The following is a 22,667-nucleotide window of genomic DNA, read 5'->3' as shown; positions in this document are numbered from 1 at the left end:
ATAGATTGCAGAGAAACAATGACTCATCGAACCTGTAATTTTCAGGAATCTGAGTTGTGATGTGTGCTATCACACTTCTGATAGCGTTATTTTTTGAGAAATCATGAACGAAGGTAACCCCCCCACTTCTGAGGGAAGTAAAAAATCTGAAGGTCCGAGTAGAAAGTCCTTCTTTGAACGCCTAGGCCAACTATTTCAAGGCGAGGTAAAAGACCGCCAAGAGCTCGTAGACGTAATCCGCGACTCAGAAATTAATGACCTAATTGACCACGACACTCGCGACATGCTCGAAGGTGTTATGGAGATTTCAGAGATGCGAGTACGCGACATCATGCTACCTCGCTCTCAAATGGTTACAGTAGAACGCACCGATGATTTAGATACATTGATTGCGTTAATTACTGATGCTCAACACTCTCGCTACCCAGTGATCAGTGAAGATAAAGACCATGTTGAAGGCATTCTATTAGCGAAGGACCTACTTAAGTACTTGGGTTCAGACAGTGCCCCATTTGACATCGAACAAGTGATTCGCCCTGCGGTTGTTGTTCCTGAAAGTAAGCGTGTTGATCGCCTACTCAAGGAGTTCCGTGAAGAGCGTTACCACATGTCTATCGTTGTTGATGAGTTTGGCGGTGTCTCTGGCCTAGTAACCATTGAAGATATCCTCGAAGAAATCGTTGGTGAAATTGAAGACGAGTTCGACGATGAAGAAGAGTTAGATATCCGTAAGCTGAGTAAGCATACCTTCTCTGTTAAAGCTTTAACCACCATTGAAGAGTTCAACAACACGTTTGATACTGCTTTCAGTGATGATGAAGTGGATACAGTAGGCGGCATGGTTATGACAGCACTCGGTCATCTGCCAGTTCGTGGCGAAATTGTAGAAATCGAAAACTACCATTTCAAAATAACATCAGCAGATAATCGTCGCGTGATACAGCTACAGGTAACCATCCCTGACGAGCAGCCTCTTCCGACTATCGAAGAATAACCACTTCTCTCTAAAGAGATGACAGAAATTAGATGACTAATACTTTTATTCATCGCCTATTACGGCCGCTTGCGGCCGTTTTTGTTGGCGCTATAACCACCCTCTCATTCGCTCCATACTCAATATGGCCTCTTGCCATTCTCAGCCCAGCTTTATTACTGCTACTGATCCATAATCGTTCACCTAAGAGTGCGCTTTGGATTGGTTATGCATGGGGCCTAGGTCAGTTCACCACAGGAATCAGCTGGGTATACGTCAGTATTGACGGCTTTGGCGGTATGCCACTAGCAGCCAATCTATTTTTGATGGCACTCCTCGTTGGCTATTTAGCCGTATACTCAGGGCTCTTTACTTGGAGCTTAAATAAGTTCTTCCCCACTAATAATTTAAGCCGATTCTTCCTAGCCGCTCCGGCACTATGGTTGATCAGTGATTGGCTACGCGGCTGGGTAATGACAGGCTTCCCATGGCTTTGGTTGGGCTACAGCCAAATCGACTCTCCGTTAGGCTCTTTCGCACCAATTGGTGGTGTGGAGCTAGTGACTCTTGCCATTATCGTTTCAGCATCCGCGTTTGCTTATGCGGTTATAAACAGAGCCTGGAGCATCGCTGTTATTCCTGCAGTCGTATTTAGTACTGGCTTTGGTATTCGCAACATCGATTGGGTAACACCGAATCCTGAAAAAACCACCTCAGTGGTGTTGATTCAAGGTAATGTCGACCAGGACAGCAAATGGCTGCCAAGTCACCGCTGGCCGACTATGATGAAATACACTGACCTAAGCAGGGAAAACTGGGATGCAGATATCATCATATGGCCAGAGGCCGCGATCCCTGCTTTTGAAGTCGAGATACCGTCTTTCCTACGTAACTTAGATAGCGCCGCTAAGATGAACAACAGTTCCATCATCACAGGTGTACTGAACCAGTCTGAAGATAAGAAATACTACAACAGTATTCTTTCTCTTGGTGTAAACCCATATGGTGAATACAGCTATGACCCAGACGAGCGCTACCACAAACATCACCTATTACCATTTGGTGAGTTTGTACCCTTTGAAGATATATTGCGTCCATTAGCACCGTTCTTTAACTTGCCAATGTCATCGTTCAGTCGTGGCGATTACATCCAGCCAAACATTGTTGCTAACGGTCGTCATCTAGCGCCAGCTCTGTGTTATGAGATCATCTTTAATGATCAAGTAAGACAGAATGTGACAGACGATACGGACTTTATTCTAACGCTCTCTAACGATGCGTGGTTTGGCCGTTCAATTGGTCCGTTACAACATATGGAAATCGCGCAAATGCGTGCCTTAGAGCTTGGTAAGCCGCTAATTCGCTCAACCAACAACGGTGTGACAGCGGTGACGGACTACAAAGGCAATATCATCAAGCAAATACCTCAGTTTGAAACGGCAGTTCTGAAAGCCGAGCTTGTTTCAACAGATGGCCAAACCCCTTACCGCGTGGTCGGTACTTGGCCATTGTATATTTGGGTGCTACTAAGCTTGGTAATTGGCTGGGTTGTGAGAAAACCAAAGAACTAGATTCGACATGAAATAACTTGAAGGGTTGGCCGTTTGGTCAACCCTTTGTGTTTATGCCGTATATGGGGGAGATTTACGGCTTTAATGCTTTGCGACTAAACCCTTTCGAGCCGCACTTGATACATGGAATGATGGTCGTTGGATGGTTATATTCAGTTTGATGACCACACTCATCACAGACAAGCGTGCCCAAGCCAATCACTTCGCCAGCTTGATATAAGCCTTGGTGCTCTAAATCTTGGAATAGCTCGACCCACTCGACTTTGGTGCGATCGGTAATATCTAGAAGCCCCTGCCAAATCGAGTCTGCAATCATCAGATAAAATGGACCGCTTTTGCTCTCTTCGTAGCTCTCAGAAAACTCTTTCAAGTCTGACTTCACATAAGCTGAGATCAGCGATAGCTCATCTTTGGTCATGTCATTGGCGGCTTTCGCATATTTGCCTGATGTTTCGATTTTGTTGTTGAGCTCTTCAGGACTATGCTTCAGCGTTTCGATAACCTCTTCAACCACTTCTTCATAGAGTGCTTTTTTCTTCGGCATAACAACCTCCTTAAGATAACCAACGTTATAGTGAGTAAACGAACCGCTGCTATGCACTCTCGCTTACAAACAAATGCAATTCATACTCTTAAGTATAGTTGCCCTGCGAAATTCAGTGAAAATTACGCCATCTACGAGTCAGCAACTGCAAGTATGAAGGGTATAACTATTGTTGTACTAAGCTCCTTTAGGTATTCTATGACGATCTGTAAGATTCTGTTCTAACCGAACTCACAAATTCCAAGATAACCGGATACCATCGATGCAAGAACAATATAACCCGCAAGAGATTGAACAAAAGGTTCAACAACACTGGGATAACAGCGAAACTTTCGTTGTAAGTGAAGACCCAAACAAAGAAAAATTCTACTGTCTTTCTATGTTCCCGTACCCAAGTGGCCGACTGCACATGGGTCACGTGCGTAACTACACCATCGGTGATGTGGTATCTCGTTTCCAACGTCTACAAGGCAAAAACGTAATGCAGCCAATCGGTTGGGATGCATTCGGCCTACCAGCAGAAAACGCAGCTGTTAAAAACAATACAGCACCTGCACCATGGACTTACGAAAACATTGAGTACATGAAGAACCAGCTTAAGCTTCTAGGCTTTGGTTACGACTGGAACCGTGAATTCGCAACATGTACTCCAGAGTACTACCGTTGGGAACAAGAGTTCTTCACTAAGCTTTACGAAAAAGGCCTAGTTTACAAGAAGACGTCTTCTGTGAACTGGTGTCCAAACGACCAAACTGTACTAGCAAACGAGCAAGTAGAAGATGGTTGCTGCTGGCGTTGTGATACTCCAGTAGAGCAAAAGAAAATTCCACAGTGGTTCATTAAGATCACCGAGTACGCTCAAGAGCTACTAGATGACCTAGACAACCTTGAAGGTTGGCCTGAAATGGTTAAAACCATGCAGCGCAACTGGATTGGTCGCTCTGAAGGTGTTGAGCTATCTTTCGCTGTTAACGGTGAAGAAGCGCCACTAGAAGTGTACACAACTCGTCCTGATACGCTGATGGGTGTGTCTTACGTTGGTATCGCTGCAGGTCACCCCCTTGCAGAGAAAGCATCGAAGAACAACCCTGAGCTTGCTGCGTTCGTTGAAGAGTGTCGCAACACCAAAGTTGCTGAAGCTGAACTAGCAACGATGGAAAAGAAAGGTATGGATACAGGCTTAACAGCTATCCACCCTCTTAACGGTCGTGTGGTTCCTGTTTACGTAGCAAACTTCGTACTTATGGATTACGGTACAGGTGCGGTAATGGCGGTTCCAGCTCACGATCAACGTGACTACGAGTTCGCAACTAAGTACGGAATCGATATCAATCCAGTAATCAAGCCAGAAGATGGTTCTGAGCTAGATGTATCTGAAGCGGCTTACACTGAGAAAGGCGTACTGTTCGACTCTGGTGAGTTCGATGGTCTTGCTTTCCAAGAAGCATTCGACGCAATTGCTGCGAAGCTAGAAGCTGAAGGCAAAGGTAAGAAGACAGTAAACTTCCGTCTACGTGACTGGGGTGTCTCTCGTCAACGTTACTGGGGTGCACCAATCCCAATGGTAACGACTGAAGATGGTGAAGTTCACCCAGTACCAGCAGACCAGCTACCAGTAATTCTTCCTGAAGATGTGGTAATGGATGGTGTTACTAGCCCAATCAAGGCTGACAAGTCTTGGGCAGAAACAACATTCAACGGCGAACCTGCTCTACGTGAAACAGACACGTTCGATACGTTCATGGAGTCTTCTTGGTACTACGCTCGTTACTGTTCACCACAAGCTGACGACATCCTAGATCCAGAAAAAGCGAACTACTGGCTACCAGTAGACCAGTACATCGGTGGTATCGAGCACGCTTGTATGCACCTTCTGTACTCTCGATTCTTCCACAAACTGTTACGTGATGCAGGTTACGTCACGTCTGACGAACCATTCAAGCAACTACTATGTCAAGGCATGGTACTAGCAGATGCGTTCTACCATGAGAACGAGAAAGGCACTAAAGAGTGGGTTGCTCCTACCGATGTTGCTGTAGAGCGTGACAGTAAAGGCCGTATCACCTCTGCGAAAGACAACCAAGGCCGTGACGTTGCTCACTCAGGCATGATCAAAATGTCTAAGTCGAAAAACAACGGTATCGATCCACAAGAGATGGTAGACAAGTACGGCGCTGACACAGTACGTCTATTCATGATGTTCGCATCCCCTGCAGACATGACACTTGAATGGCAAGAGTCTGGTGTTGAAGGTGCAAACCGTTTCCTTAAGCGTGTTTGGAAACTGGTTCACGCTCACTCTTCTAAGGGTGCAGCTGAATCTGTTGACGTTGCAGCACTTTCTGGTGACCAAAAAGCACTTCGTCGTGATGTTCACAAGACTATCTCGAAAGTAACAGACGATATCGGCCGTCGCCAAACGTTCAACACGGCGATCGCTGCGATCATGGAACTGATGAACAAACTGGCGAAAGCGCCTCAAGAATCAGCACAAGATCGTGCAATCCTTGACGAAGCACTGAAAGCAGTGGTTCGCATGCTTTATCCAATGACTCCTCACATCTCTTACGAAATGTGGATTGCTCTTGGTGAATCAGATGTTGACTCAGCAACATGGCCGATTTTCGATGAGAAAGCACTGGTTGAAGACGAGAAGACTATCGTTGTTATGATCAACGGTAAGCTGCGTGCGAAGCTAACTGTGGCAGCTGATGCAACAGAAGAGCAGGTTCGTGAGCTTGGTCTGAACGATGAGAACGCTAAGAAGTTCCTAGATGGCTTAACGATCCGTAAAGTCATCTTTGTACCGGGTAAGCTTCTAAACATCGTTGCTAACTAATTGCTGTAGACTAAAACGAACTTAATTCGTTTTTGGCAGTCTTTAGACAGGGTAATTAAATTACCCTGTCTACTTATTTAAACGCTTTACTTTCAGTGACTAACCTCACGCCAACAAACTAAAGCATTTAAATAAGTATTCTACCTTCATGAGAGCCATCAAATAATGCGCCTGATTTCACTATCTTCATTGAAAGTTACTATTGTTGTTCTAACCGTTAGCCTACTTAGTGCCTGTGGTTTTCACCTACGTGGTGACTACTCGGTACCAGAAGAACTCAACAAGATCTCAGTAACCAGTTACGACCAATACAGTACGTTTACACGTATGATGAAAGGCCAACTGCGCATGAATGATGTTGAAATTGTGCCACCATCTGAAAATACCCCTAACCTGCACATCATTAGTGAGAGTGTTCGTGAGCGTACTTTATCGCTATACCAAAATACTCGTGCTGCTGAGAAAGAACTTACGTTCCGCGCTTCATACCGCGTAACGATTCCAGATCTCGGTGCAAAAACCTTCTCAACGAGTGTTACCCGCAGCTACCTCGATAACCCGTTAACGGCTCTTGCAAAATCGGTTGAACGCGACATGATCGAAGATGAAATGCGCAAGCTAGCAACTAGCCAAATCCTTCGTCAGATGGCTCGCCTAAAAGCCAACATTGCCGCTGGTAGCATGAATCTAGAGTCTTTAGAAACTGTGCAAGTTAAAGAGCTTGAAAAGCAATACAACATCAAGAATGTTGAGATTGACGACGTTGAAATCGAACCAAGCACAGAACAACAACCAGAGCTCAGCGAATCTGCTCAATAATAGGTTGATTTGATGCGTATTTTTGCTGACCGCTTACCAGAACAACTTGCTAAACAGCTGAGCAACGTTTACCTGATCTTTGGTAATGAGCCACTGCTATTGCAAGAAAGCCGAGAAGCGATTCAAAAAGCGGCTAAACAACAAGGTTTCGAGGAACGTCACCGCTTTGCGATTGATAACAGTATGGACTGGAACCAAGTCTATGACTGTACTCAAGCGCTAAGCCTGTTTTCTAGCCGTCAAATCATTGAGCTTGAGTTGCCAGAGTCAGGCGTGAATGCCGCAATAGCCAAAGAACTGTTGGCTATCTCTGAGCATATCCACAGCGATATCTTGCTAATTCTTGTTGGCACCAAACTGACAAAAGCCCAAGAAAACGCTAAGTGGTTTAAAGCACTCTCTAATAAAGGGCATTGGGTAAGCTGCCTGACGCCTGATATCAGCAGGCTACCTCAGTTTGTTCAAGCACGCTGCCGTCAAGTCGGGTTATCGCCAGACCCTGAAGCTATTCAGATGCTGGCGCAATGGCATGAAGGCAACCTGTTTGCACTTACACAAAGCCTCGAAAAGCTGGCGCTTCAGTACCCAGATGGAAAGCTAACCTTAGTACGCTTAGAAGAGTCACTGAGCCGACACAACCACTTCACTCCATTCCATTGGAGTGATGCCCTATTGGCAGGGAAAGGAAATCGAGCACAGAGAATCCTAAGACAACTCGAAGCTGAGGGTGTTGAACCGGTTATTCTGCTGCGAAGCGTGCAAAGAGAGCTTGCGTTGCTACTACAAATGCAACAACAAATGAAACTCATGCCGATCGGTCAGGTTTTCGAAAGACATCGTATCTGGCAATCGAAAAAGCCGCTTTATAACGCCGCGCTAACAAGAGTTTCAATTTCTCAATTACACTCACTGTTTGCGTTGCTGACCCAAGCAGAATTGATAACAAAAACGCAGTATGAGCAGTCGCCTTGGCCACTAATCCATCAGTTGAGCGTTGAGTTTTGTATCCCTTCAGCTTCAATACCATCTCACGCATAAAAGCGTGTTATGATCTTAGTAGAACCAAATTCAGATTTAAGGAACACCCAGTGTTACGTGAAGAACTAAAAGACTTTCTTGCAGACAAAGCTGACGACATGAAAGCAGAATCTATTGTGACCATCGATGTAGAAGGCAAATCAAGTGTGACGGATTACATGATCGTTTGTACTGGTACTTCTAAGCGCCACGTAGCTTCAATTGCTCAGCATGTTGCTGACGAAGTAAAGAAAGCCGGTCTTGAACCACTTGGTATGGACGGCCAGCAAGAAGGCGAATGGGTTGTACTAGATATGGGTACAAGCATGCTTCACGTTATGCAAGAAGAGCATCGTGAACTGTACCAACTAGAAAAACTTTGGGGCTAAACGTTGAAGATCCAGTTAATCGCGGTTGGCACGAAAATGCCGAAGTGGGTTGAAGAAGGGTTTAACGAATATAAACGCCGCTTCCCTCACGACATGCCGTTAGAACTCGTTGAAATCACGGCAGGTAAGCGTGGTAAGAACGCTGATATCGCTCGTATTCTTCAGAAAGAAGGCGAAGCCATGTTGGCTGCGGTGCCAAAAGGCAACCGAATTGTGACTCTAGATATCCCTGGAAGAAAATGGGACACACCACAACTTGCTGAGCAATTGGAAAGCTGGAAGTTGGATGGACGTGATGTTTCTATCCTGATTGGCGGGCCTGAAGGATTAGCACCTGCATGTAAAGCGGCTGCAGACCAAAGTTGGTCTCTGTCTGCGCTTACTCTCCCTCACCCATTAGTACGCGTTATCATGGCTGAAAGCTTGTATCGAGCTTGGAGCATCACTGCTAACCACCCTTATCATCGAGAATAAGCGTTAATGTTACGTAAACGTAGCCAAATCCGTGATTACAAAGCAGAAGCACGACTATTTACTAGTCGTGCTTTTGTTGCGTTTGCAGGCATCATTGTCATGATGTCCTTATTGGTTGTTAACCTGTACAACATTCAGGTCAATCAATATCAAGACTATAAAACTCGCTCTAACGACAACCGTATTAAGGTAGTGCCAATCGCACCAAACCGTGGTTTGATTTACGATCGAAACGGTGTACTTCTTGCCGAGAACCGTCCGGTTTTCAACCTAGAAATCACCCCCGAAAAAATCAAAGATATGGATGATACACTTGTCCGTCTACAAGAGTTAATTGAGATCCCACCAGAGCGTATTGAACGATTTAACCGTGAGCGCCGTAATTCACGACGCTTTAAATCAGTACCCATTCTTAATCAGCTGACAGAAGAACAGGTAGCTGTCTTCTCGGTAAATCAACACAAATTCCCAGGTGTTGAAGTTACAGGTACCTTAAAGCGCTTTTACCCATACGGTGATGTACTTACCCACGTTATCGGTTATGTCTCTCGTATCAACGACCGTGACATGCAGCGGTTGGTGCGAGAAGAAAAAGACGCCAATTACCAAGCAACCCGTGATATTGGTAAGCTAGGTATTGAGCGCTATTACGAAGATTTGCTACACGGTACAGCCGGCTACCAAGAAGTCGAAGTAAACAGCCGTGGACGTGTTATTCGCACGCTAAAGTTTGTTCCTTCTGTTCCGGGTAAAGATATTGTATTGAACCTGGATATCAACCTTCAGCTTTACGTTCATAAACTACTCGATGGACGCCGTGGCTCAGCAGTTGTATTGGATCCAAAAGACAACGGCGTATTAGCGATGGTTTCAAGCCCGAGCTATGACCCGAATGCGTTCGTGCATGGCATTTCCTCTAAAGGGTATAACGCACTGCTTCAGGATAAGAACCGTCCTCTAGTAAACCGAACCACACTTGGCATCTATCCACCAGCATCAACGATCAAACCCTTCATGGCCGTTGCAGCTTTACAAGAAGGTGTCATTACACCGAATACCACACGTAACGACCCTGGCTACTGGAAGATCCCGAACTCTAAAACTCGACCATTCCGAGATTGGTTACGTTGGGGACACGGTAAAGTCGATATCGTAAAAGCCATCGAAGAGTCGGTGGACACTTTCTTCTACCAGATCGCTTATGATCTAGGTATAGACCGCATATCCAAATGGATGATGATGTTTGGATTTGGCGATTACACGGGCATCGATATTTACGAAGAAAGTAAAGCCAACATGCCAACCCGAGACTGGAAAATGGCCAGACACCGTGTGCCATGGTACCAAGGTGACACAATCCCTGTAGGTATCGGTCAAGGCTACTGGACGGCCACACCAATGCAGATTGCAAAAGCGACCTCTGTGCTGGTCAATAAGGGCGAGGTAACAGCACCTCATCTATTACGTGCCACCATTGAAAACGGTCACCCATTCGACGAGCAAGTTATGTCGGACATAGAAACTTACCCGCCACTCACAGGGGTTAAGAAGAAGTACTGGGATATCGCTCAAGAAGGTATGAAGCTGGCTAACCACGGTAAAAAAGGGACAGCCAGACGCTCATTCCAAAATATGTCTTACGTTACCGCAGGTAAGTCTGGTACAGCACAAGTCTTTGGCCTGAAAGAAGATGAAGAGTACAACGCCGATGAAATTGCTGAGCACCTACGTGACCACGCATTGTTTACTGGCTACGCACCAATCGAAGACCCTGAAGCTGTTGTCACTATCGTTCTCGAAAATGCTGGCGGTGGTTCATCGAATGGCGGCCCAGTAGTAAGACGAATTCTAGACCACATTATCCTTGCAGAAGATTATCAAAGCGAGCCAATAAAATAATGAAACTTGATCCTTCAACAGGACGAAACAGAGCCTTATTTGAAAGGCTCCATATCGATCTGCCACTATTACTCGGCATTCTAGTTTTAATGGGCTTTGCCTTATTAATCATGTACAGCGCGAGTGGGCAAAGCCTAGCGATGATGGATCGCCAAGCGATGCGTATGGCACTGTCTTTGGGCGTAATGATCTTCTTAGCTCAGATATCACCACGTACCTACGAGACTCTAGCTCCAGTGCTATTCGCTGGCGGCGTTATTCTGCTATTAGGCGTACTCTTCTTTGGCGAAGCCTCTAAAGGAGCACAGCGTTGGCTGAATTTTGGTTTTGTTCGATTCCAGCCCTCAGAGCTCTTAAAGCTCGCCGTGCCTTTGATGCTAGCGAGGTTTATTGGTAAGCGTTCACTACCACCGACATTCCAAACCTTGGCGATCTCGCTGGTCATGGTGTTCGTACCGACGATTCTTATCGCTAAGCAGCCCGATTTAGGTACATCTATCCTTATCGCGGCATCGGGTATCTTCGTGATATTCCTAGCGGGTATTAGCTGGAAGATCATTGCCAGTGCAGCTGTCGCCTTAGGTGCATTTATCCCTATTTTGTGGTTCTTCTTAATGCGTGAATACCAAAAAGTACGTGTAAGAACCCTTTTTGATCCTGAATCAGATCCATTAGGTGCAGGTTACCACATCATTCAAAGTAAAATTGCGATAGGTTCAGGTGGTATATCAGGGAAAGGCTGGCTACAAGGGACTCAATCTCAACTAGAGTTCATTCCAGAGCGCCATACTGACTTCATCTTTGCGGTTATCGCTGAAGAATGGGGCATGATAGGTATCTTGTTCTTACTTGCTATCTACCTATTCATTATTGGACGTGGTTTGTACCTCGCAAGCCAAGCGCAGACGGCCTTTGGTCGAATGATGGGCGGCAGTATTGTACTAAGCTTCTTCGTTTATATTTTTGTAAATATTGGCATGGTAAGTGGCATTCTACCGGTTGTAGGTGTACCTCTTCCTTTGGTCAGCTATGGGGGTACCTCTATGGTTACCCTGATGGCTGGTTTTGGTATTTTAATGTCGATCCACACACACAGAAAAGCATTCTCAAAGGCGACCTAATCGATGTCTATTACAACGTTTTCAAAAAAAGCATCCTTGGTTGATGAGCTGCCAATCAAAAAAATAGTCTCAATTCTGGGCTTAGCGATCTTAATCAATGGCTGTGCTTCTCAGAAACCAACTGGTCGCTACGATATCGATTCAGATATCGCGCCTGATGCCCCTATCTCGGTCGAGCATCTAGAGGACGCACATCCTCAATATGAACCTTACAGCCTAGGTGGTAACAGTGACTACACTCTGCGTGGTGAAGATTACAAAATCGTAAAAGAAACCGAAGGCTTCACCGAGAAAGGCAAAGCGTCTTGGTATGGCAAAAAATTTCATGGTCATTTGACGTCTAACGGCGAGATTTACGACATGTATTCGATGTCGGCAGCGCACAAAACATTACCTATTCCGAGCTATGTAAAAGTCACTAATACCGACAACAACAAAACAACGATTGTGCGTATTAATGATCGCGGCCCATTCCATGAAGGCCGAATCATTGACCTCAGCTATGCGGCAGCTTACAAGCTTGATGTCTTAAGGACTGGCACTGCCAATGTTGAAATTGAAGTAATCAAAGTGGCAATGCCAACTGACGCTAAGAAAAAGGCAGCTTTGCCACAATTTATTATTCAAGTCGCAACATCGCAACATGAAGACAGAACGGAGAAGTTAGCCAAAGATCTCAGCGAAAAGCTAGCAGTAGCAAGCTTCTTGCAGCCAAATGATGGTCAATACCGACTGATGCTTGGGCCATTTCATGACTATGCTCTGACTCAAGAGAAATTAGAACAGGTTAAGCTGATGGGTTACCCTTCTGCTTATATCAAGAAACACACGCTAACTCGCTAATTAATCTGACAGTAACCTCTGGTAATCAGCGCTCTGGTGTGACAGAGTGATTCTGGTAAGATATGAATAGTTCACCAAATAATTGCATTCAAAATGATTAAATCTAATAAACTTGTTAAAACGATTTTTGCTACTTCTGTTGCGCTTTCAGCAACAATAGCTACATCGTCATTCGCTGCTCCAATTGTTGTTCCTGATGCACCACAAATCGCCGCTAAAGGTTTTGTTCTGATGGATTACCATTCAGGCAAAGTACTAGCAGAGAAAGAGATGAATACTCAACTTTCTCCAGCAAGTTTAACCAAGATGATGACGAGCTACGTAATCGGTCAAGAACTTGAGCGTGGTAACATCAACCTAAACGACGATGTTGTAATCAGTGAAAATGCTTGGGCTAAAAACTTCCCAGACTCATCTAAAATGTTCGTTGAAGTTGGCACAACGGTTAAAGTTGAAGAACTGAACCGCGGTATCATCATTCAATCAGGTAACGATGCTTGTGTTGCAATGGCTGAGCACATTGCTGGCTCAGAAGATGCTTTCGTTGACCTAATGAACGCATGGGCAAGCTCTATCGGCATGAAAGACACGCACTTTGCTAACGTGCACGGTCTAGACAACCCGAACCTATACTCAACGCCTTACGATATGGCACTGCTTGGTCAGGCGCTAATTCGTGACGTACCTGATGAGTACCGTATCTACTCACAGAAAAAATTCACTTACAACGGCATCACCCAGTACAACCGTAATGGTCTGTTGTGGGATAAGAGCATGAACGTTGATGGTATTAAAACAGGCCACACAAGCAATGCAGGTTACAGCCTAGTAAGCTCAGCAACCGAAGGCAAAATGCGTCTAGTTGCGGTTGTGATGGGTACTAAGAATGCAAACGCTCGTAAAACAGAAAGCAAAAAGCTGCTTAGCTACGGCTTCCGCTTCTTCGAAACAGTGGCACCACATACTGCTGGTGAAACTTTCGTAGAAGAGAAAATCTGGATGGGTAGTAAAGACACAGTTGCTCTAGGTGTTGACGAAGATACTTTCGTAACTCTGCCTCGCGGCCAAGCTAAAGACCTTAAAGCAAGCTTTGTACTTGAGAAAGAGCTAGAAGCGCCAATCAGCAAAGGTGATGTTGTTGGTAAACTTTTCTACCAAGTTGATGGTGAAGACGTTGCAGAATACCCACTACTAGCACTTGAAGACGTAGAGCAAGGCAGCCTATTTAGCCGCCTATGGGATTACCTAGTACTGCTATTCAAAGGCTTATTCTAAGTAAGTCCAAGGGTGTGTTTTAAGTAAGTCCAAAAGTTTTGTTCTAAACAAAATCTAAACTTGCTAGAAAGCTAACCTAATGAGTAAGTTCATTATTTACTCTTTAGCGAAACAAAAGCCGCCATGTGCGGCTTTTGTGGATCTTGAGTTCAATGATATTTACACGTAATATTCCGCCTTATTACTCGAGTCTACTGACCGAACACGCTTTTTATCGACTTCCGCCAATTTGCGAGAGTCTAGCCTTTTGGAGCTAATCATGAACATCAATTCTGATGCAAAACTAAAAGACCTCTTAGAGTTCCCTTGTTCATTCACTTACAAAGTAATGGGCCACGCTAAGCCAGAACTGACTGAACTAGTGCTAGAAGTGATCCAGCGTCATGCTCCTGGTGACTACAGCCCAACACTAAAACCAAGTGCAAAGGGTAACTACCACTCTGTTTCTATCAACATCACTGCGACTTCAATTGAGCAGGTGGAAACGCTATACAAAGAACTAGGCGAGATCGAAATCGTTCGTATGGTTCTGTAATCCTCGATTACGCATGAAAAACAGCGGCTTAATGCCGCTGTTTTTGTTTATAGCACCCTATTGCGGTCAAATTCATTCAACTTAATTTTAAATAAATACAAAGAAAGTTGAAAAACCTTGCAGTCCATCTGTAGTTAGAATCATGTTTCGCGTTTATAATGCGTTCACTTTATTAATCCTTGAGGGAGTGCCGCTTTGCAAAATAAGCTAATCGTAAAAAAATTAGGCCGTCAGGATTACGAACCCGTATGGAAAGCCATGCATAAGTTCACAGACGAACGCACAGAAGAAGACGTAGACCAAGTGTGGTTGGTTGAACACAACCCTGTCTTCACTCAAGGACAAGCAGGCAAAGCTGAGCATGTATTAAATGCTGGCGATATCCCTGTTATACAAAGCGATCGCGGTGGCCAAGTGACTTATCACGGCCCAGGTCAGTTAGTTGCGTACTTTCTGATTAACATCCGCCGCAAGAAGTTCGGAGTGCGCGATTTGGTTACTCATATCGAGAACCTCGTAATCAACACTCTGAAAGCTTACAATATAGATTCAGCTGCCCGACCTGACGCTCCTGGTGTTTATGTCGATGGCAAGAAAATCTGTTCACTCGGATTACGAATTCGGCGTGGCTGCTCATTCCATGGGCTAGCACTAAACGTTGATATGGACCTGTCCCCATTCCTACGCATTAACCCATGTGGTTACCAAGGTATGGAGATGGCACAGGTAAGCCAGCTAGGCGGACCAAGTGAATTAGAGAACGTTGAGCAACAGTTAATACAAGAGCTCGTAGAGCTGCTCGGCTATGACCAAGTAGACATTCAAGCCACCAGTAACATTACAGCAGAAGCATAAAATCATGAGCAAACCAATCCAAATGGAAAAAGGCGTTAAATATCGTGACGCTGACAAAATGGCATTAATTCCCGTAAAGAATATGCCTGCTGAACAGAAAGAAGTACTACGTAAGCCAGAATGGATGAAGATTAAACTTCCTTCAGACAGCCATCGTATCCAAGAAATCAAATCAGCAATGCGCAAAAACAACCTGCACTCAGTTTGTGAAGAAGCGTCTTGCCCTAACCTAGCCGAGTGTTTCAACCACGGTACGGCAACGTTTATGATTCTTGGCGCTATCTGTACACGTCGCTGCCCGTTCTGTGATGTTGCCCATGGTCGTCCTGTTGCTCCTGAAGCAGAAGAGCCGAAGAAACTGGCTAAGACAATTCAAGACATGAAACTGAAGTATGTAGTAATCACTTCAGTTGACCGTGATGACTTACGTGACGGCGGTGCTCAGCACTTTGCAGACTGTAACCGTGAGATCCGCGAGCTAAACCCAAACATTCGTATCGAAACGCTGGTTCCAGACTTCCGCGGTCGTATGGACGTTGCACTTGAACTACTGAAAGACAATCCACCAGATGTTTTCAACCACAACCTTGAGACAGCGCCACGCCTATACCGTAAAGCGCGCCCAGGTGCGAACTACAAATGGTCTCTTGATCTACTGAAGAAGTTTAAAGAGCAGCACCCAGACATCCCAACAAAATCTGGCGTTATGATGGGTCTTGGTGAAACTAAAGAAGAGATCATTCAAGTATTGAAAGACCTTCGTGAGCACGGCGTAACTATGCTGACTCTTGGTCAATACCTAGCGCCAAGCCGTCACCATTTACCAGTAGAACGCTACGTGCCGCCTTCAGAGTTCGACGAGCTGAAAGAGATTGCCCTAGAGCTAGGCTTCACTCACGCAGCATGTGGTCCGTTTGTACGTTCTTCTTACCATGCAGACTTGCAAGCACAAGGTATGGAAATCAAGTAACCTTGATTGCTTAAACCAAGATTGAAAAGGCGCTGAACTAACGGTTCAGCGCCTTTTTTTTATCGAGTAAAGCAAACTTGTTCTACACAAAAACAACAAAGCCGCTCAATGAGAGCGGCTTTGTTAAATTCAGATGTCTAGACGATAAACAAGTGAACAATAATGTCTGATTAGCCGAAAGAAGCCCAGATTACCGTTGCCACTAAGATTGGGCACACGAACTTCACATACATCGGCCAAACCTTACCAAACCAACCCAGCTGAAAATCAGGGCAGCCTTGTTCAAGCTCTTTTACTTTTGACGCTCGGCTCCACACCCATCCACCAAACAGGCAGAACATCAATGCAGCAATTGGTTGCAGGTACTGTGTCGCTATCATCGCAACCATGCCAAACATCGCAGCAAAGTTGTAAACAATTACCACACTGAACAGTGCGATTGCACCACCAATCACCCAACTTGTTGGCGTTCTTCTGGTATTGAAGCGCTCGCTCACTAACGCTACCGGGCCTTCTAACATTGAGATAGAAGAAGTCAGCGCGGCAATAGTTAGCAACAAGAAGAAAACAATTGCGAATATCTGACCAAGCACACCTAAGCTATCAAACATCAAAGGTAGAACCGTGAATACTAGCGTGTCAGAGCTTAACAGCGAGCCATCTTCCGCGTAGATTTGAACGCCTTTTTGCATCGCAACAAACATTGCAGGCATTACCACTAAACCGGCAATAAAAGCCACTGCGGTATCAACCAGCGTCACGTTCATCGCCATTTTGGGCAGGTTTTCTTTCTTACTTAAGTAAGATCCATAAACCAACATTGAACAGCCACCAATCGTTAGCGAGAAGAAGCCTTGCCCCATCGCCGCTAGAATCAGTTTTCTGTCCCACACCTTTTCAAAATCAGGAACTAGGTAATGCTTTAAGCCTTCCATTGCGCCAGCTTGAGTCATGATGTACACGAACAATAAGCCGAACAAAACAAACAGTGCTGGCATTAAACGCGTCGACCACTTCTCGATACCTTGCTTAACACCGCCTTGTACAATAAGAATGGTCAGTACGTAGAACGCTACAGTACCAAATACATTACGTTCAACACTGAAGCCTTTGAACCAATCAGCAGCAGCCTCTAGACCAATAAGATCAGCGACAGCACCAATTAGGAAGCAGATTAACCAACCACCAACAATGCTGTAAAACGCCAGTACGGCACTTGGGACACTTAATCCAATCCAACCAACAAATTCACCGACTTTTTTGCCTAGCGGGCTAGCCGTTAGTGAACGCATACTATCAACTGGGTTGGCTTGACCATGACGACCAATCGCCATTTCAACCACCAGCATAGGGAACGCAACCACGAAAATCATGATTAGGTAAACAAGTAGAAAGGCACCACCGCCATTACTCGCTACCTGAGTTGGAAAACCCCAAATGTTACCCAAGCCAACAGCAGCACCAGCCGCAGCTAAAATAAAGCCTAAACGAGAACTAAACAGCTCTCTTGAAGAGGAAGATTGTTGGTCCATATTGCTCGCACAAAGAATCAGTAAACTAGTTGAGGAGTACAGTAATAAAAAGCAATGATAGACACAACCAATAAATGAACAATTATCTAATTTTTACAATCAATGCGCTATTTAGAACCACAAAATTAACAAAATTCCAGTTCAATAATTCTCCAAACATAGACACAAAAGGATCATCAACAGAATTAGACCACAAAATTGATACTTATCATTAGGTGAACAATACAAACAAAAAGAGCACCAACTGGTGCTCTTGCTATTCATCACTAGACTCGAATTAAATCGTGAATACTTGATAATCTTTTAAGTTTGGAATGATTTCATGCAGTTCTTGCTCTTGTTCTGCCATCTCATCAAGAGAGTCACAGAACTCTGCGCTTTCTTCTTCCATCTGCTTGGCGTGCTGCTTCATTCGCTCTTCAACTTTCAGCTTGAGTTCAGCCATGCTGTCTGTCAATTCCGTCAGGTTGAGTCCGCCTTCTTGCTTCATCTTCTCTGACATGGCATTAAAAGCACTAGAGATAAACTCTTGGTTAAAAATCTCTTTAGCTTTTTCGAAGTCTTCAGACCAACCATTGGCCATCGACTCAAAGCTGTCTGCAGGCAAAACCAATTCACCGTCTTTGTAGTAGCGGGCCTCTAGGTCTGCGAAAAACGTTTTCATCGACTCTTTTACGTTATCAAACGATTCTGGAGAGTCTAAACTAACAGCAATATCATCAATTACATCATTGGCTAATGCGAGACTTTCGCTTGCCATCTGCTTAGCTCGTGGTATGTACTCACTCATACTCTCACGATATTTTTCAATCGCCACTTGTTGGTCAGCATCAAGCTCAACTTTCTCGCCATGAATATAGAGATCGTTATTATCATCGAACACGGCGGTATCACCATTTACCTGATGAATTTCGACTTTTTGGTCATCGATTCGCAACTCATTCTTTAGATCAACTCGACATTGAGCTGCAAACGTTGGCAGGCTCACAACAGAGATCGCCGCTGTTAACGATGCAATTAATACACTGTTTTTGATAAATACATTGCTTTTCATAACATCCTCTCATCAATCTGCCAGATTACTATACCCCGAGTTTATGCTTCTTTGTCAGGGTAAGGTTTTATATCAATTCGCTCGGACCTCAATCAATAGAAACCACTTCGTAACAAAACAGTTTATCAGCGACGCTAAACTCAACCTCGTCGCCGACTTCTTTCCCCATAAGCGCCCGACCAAACGGCGCATTCGAAGTCAAAATAGAGACCTCATTACCGTTCCAGGTAACAGAAAGCCCACCGACTCTTGGCCCCATGAAAAAATGCTTATATTGATCGTGCTCGTCAATCACCACAACGTAGCTACTCACTGTTACCTTCTCACTGTCACGTAAAACTAGGTTTCGGTAACACTGAATATCCTCTTCGCACTCTTGCACCCTCACCGCTTGTCCGTGAGCAAGGTACGAGGCTTCTAACGCCAACGTATCGTACTTGTGTTCAGGTACCGTCTCTTCATCAGTCGCAGCATCAATGGCGCGCTGTGTAGCGGACTGCGCGATACGTAATCGAGATTCAAGTTGCTCTAAGATTATTTGGCGGAGCTCAGACTTATTCATACTATTGGGGTGCTTTTCTATAGGAGCTACAGAATAGAATTAGGTACAATCAGGTGCAAGAGATTTGATACCTCAAACGACGCTATCGTCAATCAGCGCTCGCTTTAGCATCAAGACAACACTTATTAATTCAGGTAGAACACAAATGATTGAGCAGAAGCTAAAACAAGTATTCGGATTCGATTCACTGAGAAACGGACAGAAGCAAGTCATTGATAATGTTCTATCTGGTCACTCGACAGCGGCGATATTCCCGACAGGTTCGGGCAAATCACTCTGTTATCAGCTACCCGCTCTAGAGTTACCCCACCTTACCTTGGTGATATCGCCACTGCTCGCCTTGATGAAAGACCAACTCGCGTTCCTTCACAGCAAAGGCATCAGCGCGGCTGCCATCGAATCAAGCCAAGATAGGCAAACCACCCAGCAAGTAATGCAATCCGTACGCAACGGAGACACAAAGATCCTGATGATCTCAGTCGAGCGACTGAAGAACGAACGCTTTCGCCAGTTTATTTCCCAAGTGCCTATCTCGTTACTTGTGGTCGATGAAGCGCACTGTATCTCTGAATGGGGCCACAACTTCAGACCAGACTACCTTAAGCTGCCTCAATATCAAAAGCAGCTTAATATTCCACAGGTGCTGCTGCTCACAGCGACCGCCACGACATCTGTTATTCAAGATATGAAGTCTAAGTTCGATATCGATGAAGATCGGGTTGTGGTGACAGGCTTCTACCGTAAAAACCTCGACCTATCTATTCAGCCATGCGAACAAGCTAACAAGTTAGAAAGCTTGTGTAATGTGGTCAACCAAGCGGCGCAAGCACCCACCATTGTCTATGTTACTCTGCAGCAAACGGCAGAGATGGTTGCTCAACAACTCCGTAATGCCGGGGTTAATGCTGTGGCGTATCACGCCGGTCTTAAACCAGAAAACAGAGATGCTATTCAACAGCAATTCATGAATGATGACGTGCACTGTATTGTCGCGACGATTGCATTTGGCATGGGCGTGGACAAATCAAATATCCGCCGAGTGATTCATTTTGACTTACCAAAATCGATAGAGAACTACTCCCAAGAGATAGGAAGAGCTGGCCGTGATGGACAAGCTTCTGAGTGTATTTTACTAGCTAACAAACACGGCTTGAGCACGCTTGAGAACTTCGTGTTTGGCGATACGCCGGACAACATATCCATCCAAGCAGTGCTGAAAGAGATCTACGAAAACCAAAATATTGGGCCGTCTGGCGCAAATCAATGGGAAATCATGCTTAACCAGCTTTCGCGTGAATCTAACATTCGCCAGTTGCCACTCAAAACGTTACTGGTTTACCTTGAAATTGAAGGCGTCATTGAGCCTAAATACAGCTACTTCGCTGACTATAAATTTAAGTTCATTCGCCCTAAACAGCAGATAACCGAACAGTTCCAAGGTGAGCGTCGTAGCTTCGTGGAAGCGATCTTCCAGTGTTCACCGCAAGCGAGAGTTTGGTGTCAGGTCGACTTCGAAGCACTTTGGACTCACTTCCAAGCTGATCGTCAACGCGTGATTGCCGCTATCGATTACTTTAATGAGCAAGGCTGGATTGAGTTGGAAAGTAAACAGATCACCGACGTTTACGCGATCCACAATACTTCTGAAGAGATGATGCAGTTATCTGAGCGACTTACAGAGTTGTTTAAAGCAAAAGAGAACAGCGAGATAAATCGTCTCAATCAAATGCTGAGCTTCTTTGAGGCTGACACCTGCCTAAGCTCTCGCCTAGCTAGCTACTTTGCAGACAACGAAGCGCCAAAAGCCTGCGGTCACTGCTCTGTATGCCGCGGTCAAGTAGCAACCTTACCAAACGTTAATGTTGAATCAGTCGATGATGAGACAGTCATGACATGGATTCATGAGTTTATTTCTGCAAGCCAACAACTGATTACCGATGAAGCCATCACTCGCTTTCTCTGTGGAATCGCCACCCCACTTTCAACCAAACTTAAAGCAAGCAAAATGGTCGGCTACGGAAAGCTAGAGCAGCAACCATTCAGTGATACTTTAGCGCGAGTTAAACAGCTTCCTAGGTAACTCTAAACGATAAAAAAACCGACTAGGCTGTGAAGCTTAGTCGGTACTTATGGGACGCACTCTCCAATCTCTGCCTTTAGAAAAAACTCAGCTGACGCATTTGGTCTTTGGGCTGCAACATCACACTCAAGCCCAGTAAGCGTATCTCTCGCCCTTGCTGCCTTTTGAGTATTTCACTTAACAGCTCTTTGAAGTGTTCACGATCTAGAGATGCATGAATGTGCTCAATAGTGGTTTGCTGGAAATCAGCGAATTTGAGCTTTATACCCTGCTTGATGATCGCTTTACTTGGACTCGCTTTTTCCAATCGCGTTTCAAGTTCAGGAAACAGCTTGTCTTCTATCACCTGCCAACACTCGGCGTAAGTCGATATATTTTGGGTAAAGGTTCTTTCAACCCCGACAGACTTGCGCTCACGCTCGACAATGACTTCTCGCTCATCGATACCATGGCTGCGCTTCCACAGTGAGGCGCCCTGACGACCAAATTTAAGTAGTAGATCGCGATAGTCAGACTCTTTTATATCTTTGCAGGTAAAAAAGCCCGCTTGGTGAAGCTTTTCAATACTCACCTTGCCGACGCCGGGGATCTTTTCAAGTGGTAGTTCATCGATTACCGTTTGCACGTCTTGTGGAGGGATAACGAATTGCCCGTTAGGCTTATTCATATCCGAAGCCACTTTCGCCAAAAACTTTATCGGAGCAATACCAGCAGACGCCGTTAGATTAAGTTCATTCCAGATATCACGACGAATCGATTCAGCGATAAGTGTTGCAGAGCCATGGCACTGCTTTGAATCGGTTACATCAAGAAATGCTTCATCCAACGACAACGGCTCAATCACCGAAGTATACCGAGAGAAAATCTCACGGATCTTTTTAGATATCTCGACATAGACAGACATTCTTCCCGGCACTACTAACAAGTTAGGACAAAGTTGTAGCGCTTTAGCTGTCGGCATGGCCGAGCGAACACCAAACTTACGCGCTTCGTAATTGCATGTGCTGAGCACACCACGCTGCTTTTCGTGCCCGCCTACAGCTAATGGTCGGTTACGATATGCCGGGTTATCTCGCATTTCTACAGCCGCGTATGTAAACTTGTGGGTGAAAAATGTAAGTTTAACTGACTGAGTGAGTGAATACGCATTTATAACATAGAGTTAGATACAAACTTTCACTTGCAACTCCCCCTTACAAAAAAATCTGAGAAATTTATGTAAAAAATGGGCATTTTCTTAAAAATCCACTTACAAAAATCACAAAGGGAGTTGTAATTGATCAGTTGATTCCTTGGGTTCAATACCAACACTTAG

Annotated in this window: 20 protein-coding genes; 15 read left to right on the top strand and 5 right to left on the bottom strand. The window is 45.0% G+C overall.

Translation table 11 applies throughout. The features are described 5' to 3' along the window. The first annotated feature begins 103 nt into the window (after window positions 1-103). On the top strand, window positions 104-994 hold the full coding sequence (gene corC, locus OH460_RS26235; RefSeq protein ID WP_004737645.1) for a CNNM family magnesium/cobalt transport protein CorC: 891 nt from the start codon (window positions 104-106) through the stop codon (window positions 992-994). Window positions 995-1,026: 32 nt separating this feature from the next. Continuing rightward, the gene (lnt, locus tag OH460_RS26230) at window positions 1,027-2,544 is read left to right on the top strand and encodes an apolipoprotein N-acyltransferase (RefSeq protein ID WP_270000082.1); all 1,518 of its coding nucleotides are present in this window, start codon (window positions 1,027-1,029) and stop codon (window positions 2,542-2,544) included. Between the two features lie 73 nt (window positions 2,545-2,617). On the opposite strand, the gene OH460_RS26225 is transcribed toward lnt, so the two are convergent. Further along, entirely contained in the window at window positions 2,618-3,088 is a 471-nt protein-coding gene (locus tag OH460_RS26225; RefSeq protein WP_061033217.1) for a zinc ribbon-containing protein, read from the bottom strand. A gap of 262 nt (window positions 3,089-3,350) precedes the next feature. On the opposite strand from OH460_RS26225, the gene leuS reads away from it, so the two are divergent. The 12 genes from leuS to lipA all read left to right on the top strand — a co-directional run bounded on the left by leuS (window position 3,351) and on the right by lipA (window position 16,124). Beyond that, window positions 3,351-5,927 carry a leucine--tRNA ligase gene (gene leuS, locus OH460_RS26220; protein WP_270000081.1) on the top strand — a complete coding sequence of 859 codons (2,577 nt, stop codon included), beginning with the start codon at window positions 3,351-3,353 and terminating at the stop codon, window positions 5,925-5,927. Between the two features lie 165 nt (window positions 5,928-6,092). Next, on the top strand, window positions 6,093-6,746 hold the full coding sequence (locus OH460_RS26215) for an LPS-assembly lipoprotein LptE (protein WP_116870156.1): 654 nt from the start codon (window positions 6,093-6,095) through the stop codon (window positions 6,744-6,746). A gap of 12 nt (window positions 6,747-6,758) precedes the next feature. Further along, complete coding sequence (gene holA / locus OH460_RS26210) at window positions 6,759-7,784, top strand: DNA polymerase III subunit delta (RefSeq protein WP_270000080.1); 1,026 nt, start codon at window positions 6,759-6,761, stop codon at window positions 7,782-7,784. A 50-nt stretch (window positions 7,785-7,834) separates the two neighbouring features. Next, window positions 7,835-8,152, top strand: a complete 318-nt coding sequence (gene rsfS, locus OH460_RS26205; protein WP_008224165.1) for a ribosome silencing factor — start codon at window positions 7,835-7,837, stop codon at window positions 8,150-8,152. 3 nt (window positions 8,153-8,155) lie between these two features. Further along, window positions 8,156-8,626: a 23S rRNA (pseudouridine(1915)-N(3))-methyltransferase RlmH gene (rlmH, locus tag OH460_RS26200; RefSeq protein WP_004737638.1), complete on the top strand. Its 471-nt coding sequence runs from the start codon at window positions 8,156-8,158 to the stop codon at window positions 8,624-8,626. Between the two features lie 6 nt (window positions 8,627-8,632). Continuing rightward, the gene (mrdA, locus tag OH460_RS26195) at window positions 8,633-10,525 is read left to right on the top strand and encodes a penicillin-binding protein 2 (protein WP_270000079.1); all 1,893 of its coding nucleotides are present in this window, start codon (window positions 8,633-8,635) and stop codon (window positions 10,523-10,525) included. Then, window positions 10,525-11,646 carry a rod shape-determining protein RodA gene (gene rodA, locus OH460_RS26190; RefSeq protein ID WP_105059129.1) on the top strand — a complete coding sequence of 374 codons (1,122 nt, stop codon included), beginning with the start codon at window positions 10,525-10,527 and terminating at the stop codon, window positions 11,644-11,646. Before mrdA ends, rodA begins: the two co-directional genes overlap by 1 nt. A gap of 3 nt (window positions 11,647-11,649) precedes the next feature. Continuing rightward, on the top strand, window positions 11,650-12,489 hold the full coding sequence (locus OH460_RS26185) for a septal ring lytic transglycosylase RlpA family protein (RefSeq protein WP_239937911.1): 840 nt from the start codon (window positions 11,650-11,652) through the stop codon (window positions 12,487-12,489). A 93-nt stretch (window positions 12,490-12,582) separates the two neighbouring features. Beyond that, complete coding sequence (locus tag OH460_RS26180) at window positions 12,583-13,764, top strand: serine hydrolase (protein ID WP_081090352.1); 1,182 nt, start codon at window positions 12,583-12,585, stop codon at window positions 13,762-13,764. Between the two features lie 256 nt (window positions 13,765-14,020). Further along, window positions 14,021-14,299, top strand: coding sequence for a DUF493 family protein YbeD (gene ybeD, locus OH460_RS26175; protein WP_026084358.1), 279 nt, complete (start codon window positions 14,021-14,023; stop codon window positions 14,297-14,299). A 195-nt stretch (window positions 14,300-14,494) separates the two neighbouring features. After that, window positions 14,495-15,154, top strand: coding sequence for a lipoyl(octanoyl) transferase LipB (gene lipB, locus OH460_RS26170; RefSeq protein WP_004737632.1), 660 nt, complete (start codon window positions 14,495-14,497; stop codon window positions 15,152-15,154). A gap of 4 nt (window positions 15,155-15,158) precedes the next feature. Then, window positions 15,159-16,124: a lipoyl synthase gene (gene lipA / locus OH460_RS26165; RefSeq protein ID WP_017068511.1), complete on the top strand. Its 966-nt coding sequence runs from the start codon at window positions 15,159-15,161 to the stop codon at window positions 16,122-16,124. A 170-nt stretch (window positions 16,125-16,294) separates the two neighbouring features. On the opposite strand, the gene OH460_RS26160 is transcribed toward lipA, so the two are convergent. The 3 genes from OH460_RS26160 to OH460_RS26150 all read right to left on the bottom strand — a co-directional run bounded on the left by OH460_RS26160 (window position 16,295) and on the right by OH460_RS26150 (window position 19,272). Beyond that, the gene (locus OH460_RS26160) at window positions 16,295-17,656 is read right to left on the bottom strand and encodes a sodium-dependent transporter (RefSeq protein ID WP_270000077.1); all 1,362 of its coding nucleotides are present in this window, start codon (window positions 17,654-17,656) and stop codon (window positions 16,295-16,297) included. A gap of 277 nt (window positions 17,657-17,933) precedes the next feature. Continuing rightward, window positions 17,934-18,710, bottom strand: a complete 777-nt coding sequence (locus tag OH460_RS26155; RefSeq protein WP_270000076.1) for a YggN family protein — start codon at window positions 18,708-18,710, stop codon at window positions 17,934-17,936. Window positions 18,711-18,798: 88 nt separating this feature from the next. Next, window positions 18,799-19,272: a GreA/GreB family elongation factor gene (locus OH460_RS26150; protein WP_270000075.1), complete on the bottom strand. Its 474-nt coding sequence runs from the start codon at window positions 19,270-19,272 to the stop codon at window positions 18,799-18,801. Between the two features lie 145 nt (window positions 19,273-19,417). Here OH460_RS26150 and OH460_RS26145 point away from each other — a divergent pair, with 145 nt between their 5' ends. Then, window positions 19,418-21,352, top strand: coding sequence for a RecQ family ATP-dependent DNA helicase (locus tag OH460_RS26145; RefSeq protein WP_270000074.1), 1,935 nt, complete (start codon window positions 19,418-19,420; stop codon window positions 21,350-21,352). 76 nt (window positions 21,353-21,428) lie between these two features. Here the strand turns inward: OH460_RS26145 and dinB are convergent, their stop codons facing one another. Then, the gene (gene dinB, locus OH460_RS26140) at window positions 21,429-22,505 is read right to left on the bottom strand and encodes a DNA polymerase IV (protein WP_270000085.1); all 1,077 of its coding nucleotides are present in this window, start codon (window positions 22,503-22,505) and stop codon (window positions 21,429-21,431) included. Window positions 22,506-22,667 lie beyond the last annotated feature (162 nt).

Source organism: Vibrio sp. Makdt (assembly GCF_027587015.1).
GTDB classification, from domain to species: domain Bacteria; phylum Pseudomonadota; class Gammaproteobacteria; order Enterobacterales; family Vibrionaceae; genus Vibrio; species Vibrio chagasii_B.
Note: the sequence above shows the minus strand (reverse complement) of the source record. Positions and strands in the feature narration are given on the sequence as shown.